Source organism: Providencia sp. SP181 (assembly GCF_050446505.1).
Classification (GTDB): domain Bacteria; phylum Pseudomonadota; class Gammaproteobacteria; order Enterobacterales; family Enterobacteriaceae; genus Providencia; species Providencia vermicola.
Genome location: NZ_JBBPXM010000001.1, coordinates 516,247 through 530,315, shown reverse-complemented (window position 1 = coordinate 530,315; position 14,069 = coordinate 516,247). Strand labels below are relative to the sequence as shown.

The window sequence follows — 14,069 nt, the reverse complement described above, 5'->3', positions numbered from 1 at the left end:
TTAAGAAAAACACCAAAGTACAGTATTGAAAAGGGTAAAGGTAGAAAAATGATCAGTCCAATTATTACAGCTGCAATCAAAAAACACACATCAGAGATGATTGCTTTTCGTCGTGATCTACACGCTCACCCTGAATTGCCATTCGAAGAAGTGCGTACAACACAGCGAATTGCTGAAGAACTAGACAAAATCGGTATCGAATATCGTCTCACAGAGCCAACGGGTCTGATTGCTGAAATTAAAGGTGGAAAACCAGGTAAAACCGTCGCATTACGTGCGGATATAGATGCACTGCCAGTGTTGGAACTTAATGATTCTTTAGAATATAAGTCGACGATTGAAGGCAAAATGCATGCGTGCGGCCATGATGCCCACACGGCGATGTTATTAACTGCAGCGAAAGCATTGGTTGAGGTTAAAGACGAGCTTGAGGGTAATGTGCGTTTGATTTTTCAACCTGCGGAAGAGATTGCACAAGGTGCACTGGCGATGATCAAGCAAGGTGCTATTGAAAATGTCGATAACGTATTTGGGATGCACATCTGGACGACAACGCCATCAGGTAAGGTTTCTTGTAATGTAGGGGGGAGTTTTGCCTCCGCGGATCTATTAAAGGTCACGTTCAAAGGCCGTGGCGGTCATGGTTCTATGCCAGAAGCTACAATTGACGCGGCGGTTGTTGCATCGGCCTTTGTGATGAATTTGCAAGCTATTGTTTCCCGTGAAACATCTTCATTAGATTCTGCGGTTGTGACAATTGGAAAAATGGATGTCGGTACGCGTTTTAACGTGATTGCGGAAAATGCGGTACTGGATGGTACTGTTCGCTGTTTTGATATCGCGACACGCGATCGCATTGAAGCCGCTATTCGCCGTTATGCAGAACATACAGCCGCCATCTACGGAGCTACAGCTCAGGTTGATTATATCTATGGAACGTTGCCTGTGATCAATGAAGAACGTAGTGCGTTATTGGCACAATCTATTATTTCTGAAGCCTTTGGTGAGCAATCCTTAATCACGGAAAGACCAACGCCAGGTGGGGAAGATTTCAGTTTCTATATTGAAAATATTCCAGGTTGTTTCGCGTTGTTAGGCACAGGAAATGCGGAAAAAGACACGCAATGGGCACATCACCATGGTTGCTTTAATATTGATGAAGACACAATGGTCACTGGTGCTGAGTTGCACGCACAATATGCATGGGCGTACTTGCAACAAACGGATTTTTAAAAATACGATAAGCTCGTAAATAGTGTTTTTGCTATTAGCATGGCATCCTATACTGATTAGCCATTAAGTTTCAGTATAGGGTGAAATCCTTATACATCATGATGCACAAAAATAGCCTCTCTTAAGCGCTGTTGCTGCTCAAAGCGTTGCTCTTGGTTGAGTTCTGCATCATGGGAAAGCTGCATAAGCATTTCGTTCATATTGTGAACGGAATTTTCATCAAGCAGTAAATTCACTTTTTTAACAATTTCATCATAGTGGGACATAGTTACAACTCCAACGTATTTGTTTTGGTGTAATCATAATGCAAAACAGCATTGATGGTTATGCGATTAGTTTTGTTTATCGATGATCATAACTGCCATGGTATTAGGTTCTAATGCGCGCATAATGTGGGGGTCATCACCAGGGTAGTGAATATAATCCCCAACAGCTAACTCAATAGGGTTATCTAATGGGCCGACTAAGGCCCTACCAGCAGTGATAATAATGTGCTCACTAACACCTCGCATATGCGGTTCTGACACACGGTCACGTCCTGGTTGTGCAATCACAGTGTAAATATCGCGACGAGAGTTATCTGGGGCTGATGATAATAAAAAGGCTAAATAATTGGCGTGTTCTGCGCTGACAGGAATTGCTTCACCGTGGCGTATTACGGTTACAGTCTCTTGTTTTTCTTCAATTAAACGTGCAAAAGGGATATCTAACGCAACGCAAAGTGCCCACAATGTTTCAATACTTGGGTTTCCGCTGCCCGACTCCAGTTGTGACAGGGTGGACTTGGCAATGCCTGCCTTGCGTGACAATTCAGAGAGCGACAACCCACTTTTTTGCCGTTCGCGAGCGAGGGCTTTTGCGATAAGGTCAATGGGTGGTGTGGGTAAATTCAATTTTCATATCCTATTTAGATTGCACTTCGCCGTGATGATCATCATAATGAACAAATGTATTTTATATCGAACGGATTGGAAATGCTAACTTCAACATTCAATTCCACACTGAATAATAGCACAGTGAAAAACATCGCTCTTGTGTGTTTTGCTGACTTAATTGTGGGAATTTCATACGGTGCATTGGCACATTCTCAGGGGTTTGACTTTTGGGTGCCTTTAACACTATCAATATTAGTGCTTGCGGGAGCATCTGAGTTTTTATTTATCGGGGTAATCTTTACGGGGGGAAGCCCTATTTCCGCTGCTTTAGCTGGTTTGCTGGTTAATTCACGTCATATTCCATTTAGTTTTGCAGTGGGTGATTTAACAGGGAAGGGAAAGAAGGCACTTTTGGGTTACCACATTATGAACGATGAAAGTGTGGTTTTTGGTCTTGCTCAAGAAACAGAAAAAGAGAAGCGTGCTGCTTTTTGGCTGTGTGGTATCGGTATTTTACTTTGTTGGCCACTTGGGGTGATTATCGGAGAGGTATTAGGTAGTTTTATGGATGATACCCACGTATTCGGTATGGATGCTATGTTCCCTGCGATTATTTTAGCACTTTCATTACCCGCATTAAAAGATAAACGATTAAGGTTAACCGCCATTATTGGTGCGGTGATTGCTGTTGCAACCACTCCTTATTTACCTGCTGGTATCCCTGTTTTATTGGCGCTATTGAGCTTAGTTATTTATATAAGGAAATAATCATGATGGGTAATCCGTGGTTAATTTTTACAGGCATCATGATATTAGCTGTTGGCACATACCTTATGCGAGCCTCAGGGGCCTTACTTAAAGGGCGCGTGGTGTTATCAGAAAATAGTAAAGTGTTGTTTTCTGCTGCTGCGATTGTGATTTTATTTTCTGTTGCAGTGACCTCGACGTTATTCGCTGGGGATGCATTTTCAGATTGGCCAAAGGTTTTGGGCGTTTTGGTGGCAGGGGTACTTACTTGGTATAAAAAGCCCTTTATTCTTATTGTATTGTCTGCTGCTGCTGTTACGGCATTATTACGCTTAATCTAATAAAAAATTGCCCCTATTGGTATATAGGGGCAAACGAATTATACGGTGAGGTCTTTAATGGTTTCAGAGGACCCATTTTTTTGCACGGAGGCGATGCCTTTTAGTGCAGATTGTTTAGAAGCATACATCTCACTGGTGGCAATAATTTCATGATTAGCCGCTTTTAATACAAAGTAATAAGGCTGAGCCACATCTTTCGTGGATTTTTTCAATTCATAATAGCCCATGATAAGCTCCTGCGTTTAAATGGAAAACTAAATATCTAAATAAGGAAATAAGCAGAAAAAACGTTCCACTTAAAATAAGATTAGCTGTTGTTAGGTATTATTACTAGTGAGGGGACAGTATTTAAGAGAAACTATAAAAAAAGCCCCTGATAAACAGAGGCAATCGTAGGATATATAGAACTCTTTATTGTCCTTTCAGCATATCGGTATCTTATTGATTATGCTATTTGGTTATGCTTATCAATAAAAAAGGTTTTACCGATACCATTAACAAGGTTAATCAATATTACCCTTTACTGCGCTGTGGAGGCGTTAGCAGGTTTTGGCATAGGTGTGTTATTCGTAGTAAATTCAGGGGCTTCCATTACAGTAACTTTTACAACATAGCGTTTGCCATCTTCAATTTTAGGCGCATTATTCGCCAATTTTTTCACTGTTTCATTTGGCGTCGTGGTTTGTTCAGCTACGCTGTACACCATATTATGATGATTACCCATATGTGGGCGTTGCATGTTGTTATTCCCACCATTGCCCATATTCGCTGCGGTTGCTGCAAAACCCACTGACATTAACGCTAAAGCGAATAAACCTGCATTTAATTTTTTCATTTCAATTTCCTCATCTGGTTGATGAAACCATCATTCACGAAAATTTTTCGTAGCTCAATCGCTTTTACCTCCCTTGACTGAAGCTTCATAATTACTGCACTTTTTATGCATGCTTAATTCATAATTTAGTAAAAACAGTGGGTTAGTAGACTAAAGTTTACATTTTTATTCCAGTTGTGCTAATGAGGATTTCTATTGTGGAGGCTAAGGACGCAATAGACTAGGATGGTAAGTTAGGTTCAATATCACCATAATCCTAACAAAGTGAGCGTATATGTCAGATAAAAAAATCCCTCTTTCTTTGCTCGATCTTGCTCCAATAACTGAAGGATCAACGGCAAAAGAGGCTTTTTCCCATTCTCTTGACCTTGCTAAATTAGCAGAAAAACTGGGGTATCATCGTTATTGGCTTGCTGAGCACCATAATATGACTGGGATTGCCAGTGCAGCGACATCGGTACTCATTGGCTATTTAGCTGCGAATACGCAATTGTTACGGTTAGGTTCGGGAGGAATCATGCTACCGAATCATTCACCTTTAGTGATTGCCGAGCAGTTTGGTACGCTTAATACACTCTACCCAGAACGTATTGATTTAGGGATAGGGCGTGCACCAGGGAGTAACCAGCAAACGATGCAGGCTCTGCGCCGCCATATGAGCACGGATCTTGACAGTTTCCCACAAGATATTGCCCAGATAGTCAATTGGTTTGATGCGACTAATCCTGACCCAGGAGTTCGCCCTGTTCCTGGTTTTGGTGAAAAAATCCCTGTTTGGTTATTAGGATCAAGCCTTTATAGCGCGACACTTGCTGCAAAATTAGGCTTACCTTTTGCATTTGCCTCCCATTTTGCCCCTGATTTGCTATTGCAAGCATTAGAGGTTTACCGCACTAATTTCCAGCCATCGGCAAGGCTAGCAAAACCTTATGCGATGGTGTGTATTAATATCATTGCGGCAGATACACAGCGTGAGGCCGAATTCTTATTTACCTCGATGCAGCAAGCTTTTGTTATGCTGCGTCGTGGGCAGACCTCCCAATTACCACCACCCGTTGAAAACATGGCTAATATTTGGTCTCCAGCTGAAGAATATGGTGTTCAGCAAGCACTTGGGATGTCATTGGTTGGGGATAAATCCAAAGTTCGACATGGCTTAGAAACAATTTTACGGCAAACACAAGCGGATGAAATCATGGTGAATGGGCAAATTTTTGATCATCAATCGCGCCTATATTCGTTTGAACTGGCGATGCAAGTTATGAATGAATTGATCTAATTTATTTGAAAGGACGATATTTGCAGGGAAGCAATTGTTTGATTTAAAAATGAATCAAAAGATAACCCAGAAAAACTCTGGGTCATTGACGGGTTAGCAAGCGATTTGTGGATGATGTGGTTCAAGGGGAGGTAGCCCATGAGCTGCACGTGCACGGTCGCATGCCTCATTATAGATACCATCTTGCCAAGATTGCTCAAATTCACGACAAGGCGTAGGCCGTTGTGCATAAATGGAGCAAGACACACATTCCCCTACCGTGCCTTGTAGCGCGCTACAGCGTGTATTTTGCTTTTGATTGGTGCCATGCATGCAGCTCATGAAAGGGGTGATTTGCTCGGTTAAATGTTGTGGAACAACGCCACCGCCACTTTCTGCCTCAGCCCAATAAAAAGAGACACGAAAATAGGCACAACAAGCACCGCAGCTTATACAAGGGTTCTCTGAAGGGTCGGTTTTTAGAATATGAATATTTGACATAACAAAACCAGATATTGATGTTGATAATATCCCCGTAGAATACGGGTTGACGCAACACAAGCAGGAAGCTCAAGAAAACGTTGCTCGAATTTTATTATCTTATGTAAATCCAGTGAATTGCAATGGTTTTTAGTGGAAAAGACTAGGTTAGATAGTTATTTTTGATTTAAATAAAATTAAACGGCAATTTACAGTCATAAAAAAACCTGCTGTGTCGGCAGGTTTTTCCAGTAAAAATAAGCTAAGAGACTAAACGTGTTTTAGTTCAGCATCATCATCTTGATTAAACACCGCTTTATCTGTTTCACCCATTAATTGACTAGTCACTGTTCCTGCTGTCATTGAGCCGCTGACGTTAAGGGCTGTACGGCCCATATCAATTAATGGTTCAACGGAAATCAACAGCGCAACTAAGGTTACTGGTAGGCCCATAGCAGGCAGGACGATTAATGCAGCAAACGTCGCACCACCACCCACACCAGCAACACCTGCTGAGCTCACAGTGACAATACCGACTAACGTTGCGATCCAAAGTGGGTCAAACGGGTTAATTCCCATGGTTGGAGCGACCATGACTGCTAACATTGCAGGGTAAATACCTGCACAACCGTTTTGGCCAATTGTTGCACCAAAAGATGCCGAGAAGCTTGCAATAGACTCAGGGATACCGAAACGGCGTGTTTGCGTTTCAATATTCAAAGGGATACTTGCAGCACTTGAACGGCTGGTAAAGGCGAATGTCAGAACAGGGCCAGCTTTCTTAAAGAATTTAATTGGATTTAAGCCAGTTGTTGCGACAAAAATACCGTGGACAACAAACATAATGCCGAGAGCGACGTAAGACGCAATAACAAAGGTGCCTAAGTTAATGATATCGTGAAGATTCGAGCTTGCGACTACTTTGATCATCAGGGCCATGACACCGTAAGGTGTTAAACGCATGACCAAACGAACTAATTTCATTGCCCAAGCTTGCATAACATCAATTGCCGCTAACGCTTTTTCACCGCGCTCTTTATCGTCTTTAAACAGTTGTAATGCAGCTACCCCTAAGAAGGCTGCAAAAATAACCACACTAATAATTGATGTCGGGTTTGCTCCAGTTAAATCCGCAAATGGATTTTTTGGAATAAACGATAAAATCAGTTGCGGTACGGTTAAATCAGAAACTTTACCAATATAGTTAGTTTCAATGGCGCTTAAACGTGCAGTTTCTGACTGACCTTGTACTAAGCCTTCTGCAGTCAGGCCAAACAGGTTGGCAATCAAAATACCGACTAGGGCTGCGATTGCGGTCGTTAACAGTAATGTTCCAATCGTTAAGAAACTAATTTTGCCCAAGGAAGACGCTTTGTGCAGTCTTGCAACAGCACTTAAGATAGATGCGAATACCAATGGCATAATCACCATTTGTAATAGCTGCACATAACCATTACCAACAATATTAAACCAAAGAATGGAGTCTTTTACTGTCTGGTGGCCGCTTCCGTAAACGAGATGCAGCACGACACCATAAGCGACACCAAAGACCAGACCGACTAACACTTTTTTAGACAGACTCCAGCCTTTTGCTCCCAGTTTTGCCAACAGTATCAGCAGTGCTACAAAGCCGAGCACATTAATAATTAGAGGAATATTCATTCCGAACTCCAAATCGTTTTTTATAAGGTATGTGACTAGCCCTTTAATCCTTATTAGTTATAAGGATTTAGTTGCTTCTAACAACTGGTTATATGATATCAACAGAGAAAACACATTTCTTATACTAAATAGTAATAAGATAGTATTATTCATGCTTACATTATATTACAAAACTGAAAATTATGTAGGGAAGCGTATATCTAGCTGATTTTGTATATATTTTATTACACTTTCTACCTGAGAATAAAAATCAAAGTGATACCCTGTAGGCAATAAGCAGGCACAAACCGTCAAAACGATTGCAATAAAACGTTCACTACGTTTGCTATTTTTGCCACGGATAATGGGAAAACAGAAACGTTGAGGTAATGGCCATAAAAATGGCACCCCTGACGGTGTTAGCATATCAGCGACTAAATGGCTCAAATAGCCTAATAAAAAAGCGTGAATGAGGTCATTAGGAATAGGCCATTGCACGGGGATCCACTGATAACATGAAAGCATTAATAACAACCATGCAAGTAAGCTATGAGTGAAACCGCGGTGACCACATAGCTTAGAAATGGGAAGTGAAAAAATACGTAGTAGCCGTCCAGGTAGAGAAGATGGATGATCAATATCGGGTAATAATGCACCTAATAACGCGCCTGGAACCAAGTGCAGCCAATCACCTTGAGCAAGCTCAGGGGTGACTTGGAGTTTATGGGCCATTATCAAAGAGGCGACGGAAAAAAGCAGATGCCCTTCAGCGGTCATGGTGGATAAAATACCATCTGTTTATCTATACAGTTAATTGGCAGTATAAAGTGTTTGAAAAGAATAAGATAGAGGAGACAAGGTAAAAAAACTCTTATTTATTAGCAAATAAGGAAAGGATTTAATATTTTTTGGTTATTCCCCTACCTAAGTCAGATAGGGGTGAACATAAATTACACACATGGCTATAACTAGCGTAAATGTTTTGATTCTAATTCATTTAGAGAGCTTAATTTAATATCCGCTAAACCAAAACGTGGATCATTAAAGTGTTTGCTATCTGGCACGACAATAGAGCGCATTCTCGCGGCTTTGGCTGAAATCATACCATTAAATGAATCTTCTAAAGATGCACAATGAATTGGTTTGGTTGATAGTGCAGAAGCAGCTTTCAGATAAACTTCAGGGTGTGGTTTACTCAATGGTAAGTCAGCCGCTGAAATGACAGCAGAAAAATAGTCGCGAATATCCAGCAGATTTAACACTTTTTCAAGCATATACAATGGTGATGCAGATGCCAGTGCAATTTTTAAATCCATTGAACGACACAGTTCCATAGCATGTTGTACACCAGGTAAAATAGGGCGGGTTTCTTCAACTAAGCCCACAACGCGGTCGATAATCCGTTGTTTGGCTTCTTGTTGGCTGCATCCATGCCAAGGTGAGGCTTGGTACCAAAGCTCAACAACATGGTCAATACGTAAACCCAAAGTATCAGGCAGAGTGTTGGCAATCGCAAGGTCAACGCCTAACTGTGAAAAGACCTCAAGTTCAGCTTGCTCCCAAAAAGGTTCCGAATCGATCAATAAACCATCCATATCAAAAATAACGGATTGGATGGGAAGGTTATGGTACATGTTAAAACTCCATTCATGTAAACCCTATTGCCAATAAGCTTTACCCTTGTGGCAGTAGGAATTAAGGGAACTTACCCAGCGATAATAGTATTTATTTACTAACTGACTATGATATCAGCAAACGAACAAATATTCGTATTAATTGAATGGGTGATTGTAACAACTCAACACTAAAGCGAATAGGCACAGATGGTGAAAGTTGTTTATCTAATGTGTTTTTAAAAATGTTTAAAGTTCTGAAAGTTATTACACAATCATCATTTTACAAGGTAAATTTGGAGGCATTTAATAATTTCGGCTATTATTATCCCTGAAAAGTCACCATGAAAATTTATCGAGAATAATAACTCTGAGGAAGAGCAGTAATGAATTACCACAATGCTAATTATGTCGCAATCGGCAAACGTATTCTGGGTTGGGTTGTTTTTCTGGTAGCTTTAATTTCGACGTTGACGTCTTTAGTTAAACTCGCGGGGATGAAAGGGCTGACAGGTGAGGGGATCAACGCTGTTGCCAATGATTTTATTAAACTAATGGCGGAAATGACACGGCAAACCACACCATTTTTAAATTTCTTCTGGAATAATTCGCCTGTACCACAAGTTGCCAATGGTTTTTCAGGTAGCAACCTTGGCTTTATTCTTATCTTTATCTTTATTTTTGTTGGTTTGGCTCTCAGTGCATCAGGGCTAAGAATGTACCGACAAATTAAATTTATTCGCGAAAGCCTTGAAGATCATGTGATTTTGGAAAAAGCCAAAGGTACCGAGCTGTCCAAAGCAGAGCTGGAAGCAAACGTCACCATTCCAAGGCACACCATTTTTACCCAATTTTTTATTCTTTATTTCTGGCCAGTTGTACTTTTAATAGGGCTGTATTTTATCCTTAAATTACTTAACTGGTAATTTTCGTCATACTTCGAACTGTAGCGGTGTTGGCCTCACTCAGCTACTTGGGTCACATACTTGTGTATGCTCCCCAAGCTATCTTCGTTTGCCGCCTAGCTACAGTCCGAATTATTTAGAAAATACGTTTTTGTCATACTTTGACCTGTAGCGGTGTTGGCCTCACTCAGTATCTTAAGTCACATACTTGTGTATGCTCCTCATCCCCGTCATATTTCAAACCGCAGCGTTGTTGACTACGCTCATTCGCGCTAGTCACATACTTGTGTATGCTCCTAACGACTCATTCACTTGTCGCCTAGCTGCAGCTTGAACTATTTAGGGGATGGATCCCGCGTGTTATTCAAACCGCAGCGTTGTTGTCTGCACTCAGTTACCTTAGTCACATACTTATGTATGTGATTAAGGGTGCCTTCGTTTGCCGCCTAGCTGCAGTCCGAATTATTTAGAAAATACATTTTGGTCATACTTTGACCTGTAGCGATGTTGGCTTCACTTGCCTATTGTTCCTTTTTATTCCTTTAATAACAAATCAACTATCTTTTGGGCGTGCAGGTAGCTTTGCTCATTACCGAAAATATGGGCTTGATTAAGTAAATAATATAATTGGTAAATAGGTTGCCTATCTAAAAAGCCATTTGGCAGCGGCCAAACACTTTGGTAACCATCAATAATTTGAATGGGAATATTTTTATACAATGGCAACATCGCAATGTCGCATTCTCTATCACCCCAATAACATGCAGGATCATAAAGAACTCCATCGATTTGATGGGTAATGGCACAGTTAGCTGGCCATAAATCACCATGTAATAAAGAGGGTTGTGGTTGGTGACCTGTTAATTTATTTTTAACAATATCGACAATTCGCTGAATATCACCAAATACCATGCCTTTTTCAGAGGCTAATTGTAATTGTAAGCCAATGCGTTTTTCCGCAAAGAACGAATTCCAGCGTTTTTCCCAGCCATTTGGTTGAATAATAGTACTTAACATGGTGTCAAAATCAAAACCATAACTAGGCTGTTCTTCCCATTGGTGTAAACGGGCAAGCTGTTGACCAAAATGCCAAGCGTTGGTGGTATCAAACGGTTTTAAAGGGAAGTATTCAAGAAGAAGAAAACTATGGTGCTTATTACTCCCCACGCCATATACCTTGGGAACGGTGATTGTTTGGCTTTTGGCGAGCATTTCAAGCTGTTCAGCTTCTTGCTTAAACAAAGGTAGAAACTCACGTCGATTTTGTTTAACGAATACTGTGTGTTCGCCATAGTCGATTCTTAGCGTATGGTGAATATCACCACCAGAGAGAATGACTTTGTTACGCAGCTCCGCTTCACCTAAGTGTTCACTTAATAAACGACACATTGCTTGCCACATGACTCACCTCGCTCTGCTTTGGTCTTCATTAACACAATACTATAGCGGCAGTTTGGGAATTAACAGTGATAATTATTTAAAAAGAAGCACCTATCACGAAATAACCGTTTAAGAATTTTATTCATTAAAATAAATTATCACAAATTTAAAGATAGCTGTTTTTGAACAGATTGAGAATGTTCAGATATTTGTCTATTAAAGCGATATGCCAGCGCGTTCCTTGTTTTATTCAGGTAAACTGCAAAAAATGAAATAATGAGGGGAAGCCATGCATACTGATTTTCAAAATCCACGTTGGTTAAGGGACTTACTGCGATTTATCCCGCTGAAAAGTCAGTTTGTGTTATTTGGTAATGTTCGCGATTTACAAGCCAGTGAAATTGCACCTTCAGTTGTCACGCCTTTACCATTTAACCAGTCTTTATTTAATAGCTTATTTAAAGCAGGATATGCATATGCGCTGACTTACACGCCATTAGTGGGCTTTCAATGCTTAGCAAACCCCGCGCAAGATGCTCAAGAAACTGAGGCCGTTATGCAACGGCTTGGGTTAAATATTACTGAGGGTAAAGCAGCTGGTGGCATTGATATGTTGAATCATCTGCTTGAACGGCTTATTCAAGATAAACAAGAGCCTATTGCCTTATGTATCGACTTCGCTTCTTGTTTAATTTCCCATCATGATAACCTCACCCCTGCAGAACACAGTTTATTTACTCGTGCATTAGTTGCATCACATCAAAGCAAGGCAAGGCCAGCAGGGCAGCATCATCAGCCGTTCTATAATACGGTGTTTTGGATAGTCGAAAAAGAAACAGATTTACCCGATTGGTTTGTCATTAATAACCCACGTATTCGAGCTATTCCTGTTGCCAAACCTGATGGTCAAGTGCGCCGTTTATTAGCCCAAAGTTTATTAGGCTCGCTGGTGGATTTTAATGGTATTGAAGAAGCTGATAAGCCACAGATAATTAATGACTTTGTTGATGAAACCGAAGGGTTGCTTTTATTGGATTTAACGGCAATTGTGCAGTTGGCGCGTATTGAGCAGGTGCCTGCAGCCAGTATTCGCGATGCCGTTCGCCGATATAAAGTGGGGATCACCGAAGATCCGTGGAAAAAATTGATAAGCAAAAAATTCATCATGCTCCAGCTGTGATTTCACGTAGAGTAAAAGGTCAACAACATGCTGTTACGCATTTATTAGATATTATCAAACGTGCAATGACAGGGGTTGGTAGCCATAAAGGTGGGCGTCCTCGCGGTGTATTGTTTTTAGCAGGGCCTACAGGTGTTGGTAAAACGGAACTTGCCAAAACGGTGACGCAATTACTGTTTGGTGACGAAAGTGCTTATATTCGCTTTGATATGTCTGAATTTAGTGCCGAACATGCAGACCAGAGACTGATTGGAGCCCCCCCAGGTTATGTGGGGTATGATTCTGGTGGTGAATTAACCAATGCGATCCGTGAAAAGCCATTTAGCGTGGTTTTGTTTGATGAGATTGAAAAAGCCCACCCTCATTTAATGGATAAATTCTTACAGATTATTGATGATGGAGTTTTAACATCTGGGCGTGGTGATCGCGTATATTTTTCGGAATCGTTGATTATTTTTACGTCAAACCTCGGTATCTACCGTTTAGATACTAATGGGGAGCGGGTGGCCAACGTCCAGCCACATGAACCGTTTGAAACGGTTACGCGTAATGTAAAAAATGAAATAGAACGCCATTTTAAATTGGTACTTAATCGCCCTGAGCTACTTAACCGTATTGGTGAAAACATTATTGTTTTTGACTTTATTCGTCCAGACGTTGCTGAGCAGATTTTTGAGCAAATGGTGGATAACATTTTGTTAGGCTTAGAAAAGCAGCTTTTAACTATTTCAATATCCGCTGAAGCCAAAGAGGCGTTAAAAGTGAGTTGCTTGGCGGATCTTTCTAATGGTGGACGTGGGATCCGTAATCAATTGGAAATGCATTTGATTAATCCATTATCGAGAGCAATTTTTGATCAAGACATACAAACCAATAGCGCTTATCAAATTACGTCCATTCAAATGGGGGAAAATACGCAAATCATGTTAACCGCGGTTGGTAATTAACTTAATGAATATTAGCGTCTCACGTATTCATTTTCCTGTAACAACCTTAGGACCAGGGAAGCGTATTGGTATCTGGTTTCAAGGTTGTTCATTGCGCTGTAAAGGGTGTTTATCTCCCGATACTTGGCATGTGAAAGAAAGTTATCTTACGGTGGCAAAGCTGATTAACCAAATTGTAGAATGGTATCCTGTTGCGGATGGTATCACCATTTCAGGGGGCGAGCCATTCGAGCAGCCAGATGCTTTATTTGAACTTATACGTGAAATAAAACAGCGATTTCAAGGGGATATCTTAGTATATAGCGGTTATGAATGGGATGTGATTGAAGATAGAGTTAAGCGAATGAATCCCTACATTGATGCGTTGATCAGCGAACCCTTTAAAGTCGAAATACCGCAAACATTGATGTTAAGAGGCAGTGATAACCAACAGCTTCACCTTCTAACACCGCTCGGAAAGACATTATTTAAGCAATACCAACGCGTTATAACACCAGAAGATAAGAAATTGGATTTAGCCTTCGATGAACAAGGGAGACTGTTTCTGGCGGGGATCCCTGAACGTGATGATATGTCGCGGTTGAGTCAACTCCTTGCTCTGCAAGATAACACCTTAAAACAACTCAAAAAATAG

At 40.9% G+C, this 14,069-nt stretch carries 17 protein-coding genes; 8 read left to right on the top strand and 9 right to left on the bottom strand.

What is annotated here, in order from left to right; all coding sequences use genetic code 11:
* Positions 1-48 precede the first annotated feature (48 nt).
* On the top strand, positions 49-1,233 hold the full coding sequence (locus AABS66_RS02610; RefSeq protein ID WP_430224547.1) for an amidohydrolase: 1,185 nt from the start codon (positions 49-51) through the stop codon (positions 1,231-1,233).
* Positions 1,234-1,322: 89 nt separating this feature from the next.
* Here the strand turns inward: AABS66_RS02610 and AABS66_RS02605 are convergent, their stop codons facing one another.
* Together AABS66_RS02605 and AABS66_RS02600 are read right to left on the bottom strand one after the other, a co-directional pair.
* On the bottom strand, positions 1,323-1,499 hold the full coding sequence (locus AABS66_RS02605) for a DUF2526 family protein (RefSeq protein WP_206083981.1): 177 nt from the start codon (positions 1,497-1,499) through the stop codon (positions 1,323-1,325).
* A gap of 66 nt (positions 1,500-1,565) precedes the next feature.
* Positions 1,566-2,126, bottom strand: coding sequence for a helix-turn-helix domain-containing protein (locus AABS66_RS02600; RefSeq protein ID WP_206083982.1), 561 nt, complete (start codon positions 2,124-2,126; stop codon positions 1,566-1,568).
* Positions 2,127-2,207: 81 nt separating this feature from the next.
* On the opposite strand from AABS66_RS02600, the gene AABS66_RS02595 reads away from it, so the two are divergent.
* Complete coding sequence (locus AABS66_RS02595; protein WP_206083983.1) at positions 2,208-2,876, top strand: AzlC family ABC transporter permease; 669 nt, start codon at positions 2,208-2,210, stop codon at positions 2,874-2,876.
* 2 nt (positions 2,877-2,878) lie between these two features.
* Positions 2,879-3,196 (top strand): AzlD domain-containing protein, encoded by a 318-nt coding sequence (locus tag AABS66_RS02590; protein WP_206083984.1) that lies wholly within the window; start codon positions 2,879-2,881, stop codon positions 3,194-3,196.
* Positions 3,197-3,234: 38 nt separating this feature from the next.
* On the opposite strand, the gene AABS66_RS02585 is transcribed toward AABS66_RS02590, so the two are convergent.
* Entirely contained in the window at positions 3,235-3,423 is a 189-nt protein-coding gene (locus AABS66_RS02585) for a YegP family protein (RefSeq protein WP_206083985.1), read from the bottom strand.
* A gap of 293 nt (positions 3,424-3,716) precedes the next feature.
* Complete coding sequence (locus tag AABS66_RS02580; protein ID WP_430224546.1) at positions 3,717-4,031, bottom strand: hypothetical protein; 315 nt, start codon at positions 4,029-4,031, stop codon at positions 3,717-3,719.
* 274 nt (positions 4,032-4,305) lie between these two features.
* Here AABS66_RS02580 and AABS66_RS02575 point away from each other — a divergent pair, with 274 nt between their 5' ends.
* On the top strand, positions 4,306-5,310 hold the full coding sequence (locus tag AABS66_RS02575; protein ID WP_206083987.1) for a luciferase-like monooxygenase: 1,005 nt from the start codon (positions 4,306-4,308) through the stop codon (positions 5,308-5,310).
* Between the two features lie 93 nt (positions 5,311-5,403).
* Here AABS66_RS02575 and AABS66_RS02570 read toward each other — a convergent pair whose 3' ends face one another.
* The 4 genes from AABS66_RS02570 to hxpB form a co-directional block, all read right to left on the bottom strand.
* On the bottom strand, positions 5,404-5,790 hold the full coding sequence (locus AABS66_RS02570; protein WP_206083988.1) for a YkgJ family cysteine cluster protein: 387 nt from the start codon (positions 5,788-5,790) through the stop codon (positions 5,404-5,406).
* 249 nt (positions 5,791-6,039) lie between these two features.
* Positions 6,040-7,431 carry an L-cystine transporter gene (locus AABS66_RS02565; protein ID WP_206083989.1) on the bottom strand — a complete coding sequence of 464 codons (1,392 nt, stop codon included), beginning with the start codon at positions 7,429-7,431 and terminating at the stop codon, positions 6,040-6,042.
* 180 nt (positions 7,432-7,611) lie between these two features.
* A complete protein-coding gene (locus AABS66_RS02560; protein WP_206083990.1) occupies positions 7,612-8,187 on the bottom strand; it encodes a metal-dependent hydrolase in 576 nt (191 codons plus the stop codon).
* Between the two features lie 191 nt (positions 8,188-8,378).
* The gene (hxpB, locus tag AABS66_RS02555; protein WP_206083991.1) at positions 8,379-9,044 is read right to left on the bottom strand and encodes a hexitol phosphatase HxpB; all 666 of its coding nucleotides are present in this window, start codon (positions 9,042-9,044) and stop codon (positions 8,379-8,381) included.
* A gap of 365 nt (positions 9,045-9,409) precedes the next feature.
* Between hxpB and AABS66_RS02550 the strand changes: the two genes are divergently transcribed.
* Complete coding sequence (locus tag AABS66_RS02550; RefSeq protein ID WP_430224545.1) at positions 9,410-9,949, top strand: YniB family protein; 540 nt, start codon at positions 9,410-9,412, stop codon at positions 9,947-9,949.
* Between the two features lie 513 nt (positions 9,950-10,462).
* On the opposite strand, the gene AABS66_RS02545 is transcribed toward AABS66_RS02550, so the two are convergent.
* The gene (locus tag AABS66_RS02545; RefSeq protein WP_206083993.1) at positions 10,463-11,329 is read right to left on the bottom strand and encodes a fructosamine kinase family protein; all 867 of its coding nucleotides are present in this window, start codon (positions 11,327-11,329) and stop codon (positions 10,463-10,465) included.
* A gap of 268 nt (positions 11,330-11,597) precedes the next feature.
* Between AABS66_RS02545 and AABS66_RS02540 the strand changes: the two genes are divergently transcribed.
* From AABS66_RS02540 to AABS66_RS02530, 3 genes are read left to right on the top strand one after another with little or no spacing between them, the layout of a single operon-like run.
* Entirely contained in the window at positions 11,598-12,488 is an 891-nt protein-coding gene (locus AABS66_RS02540) for a hypothetical protein (RefSeq protein WP_430224544.1), read from the top strand.
* Positions 12,443-13,435 (top strand): AAA family ATPase, encoded by a 993-nt coding sequence (locus tag AABS66_RS02535; protein ID WP_430224543.1) that lies wholly within the window; start codon positions 12,443-12,445, stop codon positions 13,433-13,435. Before AABS66_RS02540 ends, AABS66_RS02535 begins: the two co-directional genes overlap by 46 nt.
* A gap of 4 nt (positions 13,436-13,439) precedes the next feature.
* Complete coding sequence (locus AABS66_RS02530; protein ID WP_206083995.1) at positions 13,440-14,069, top strand: 4Fe-4S single cluster domain-containing protein; 630 nt, start codon at positions 13,440-13,442, stop codon at positions 14,067-14,069.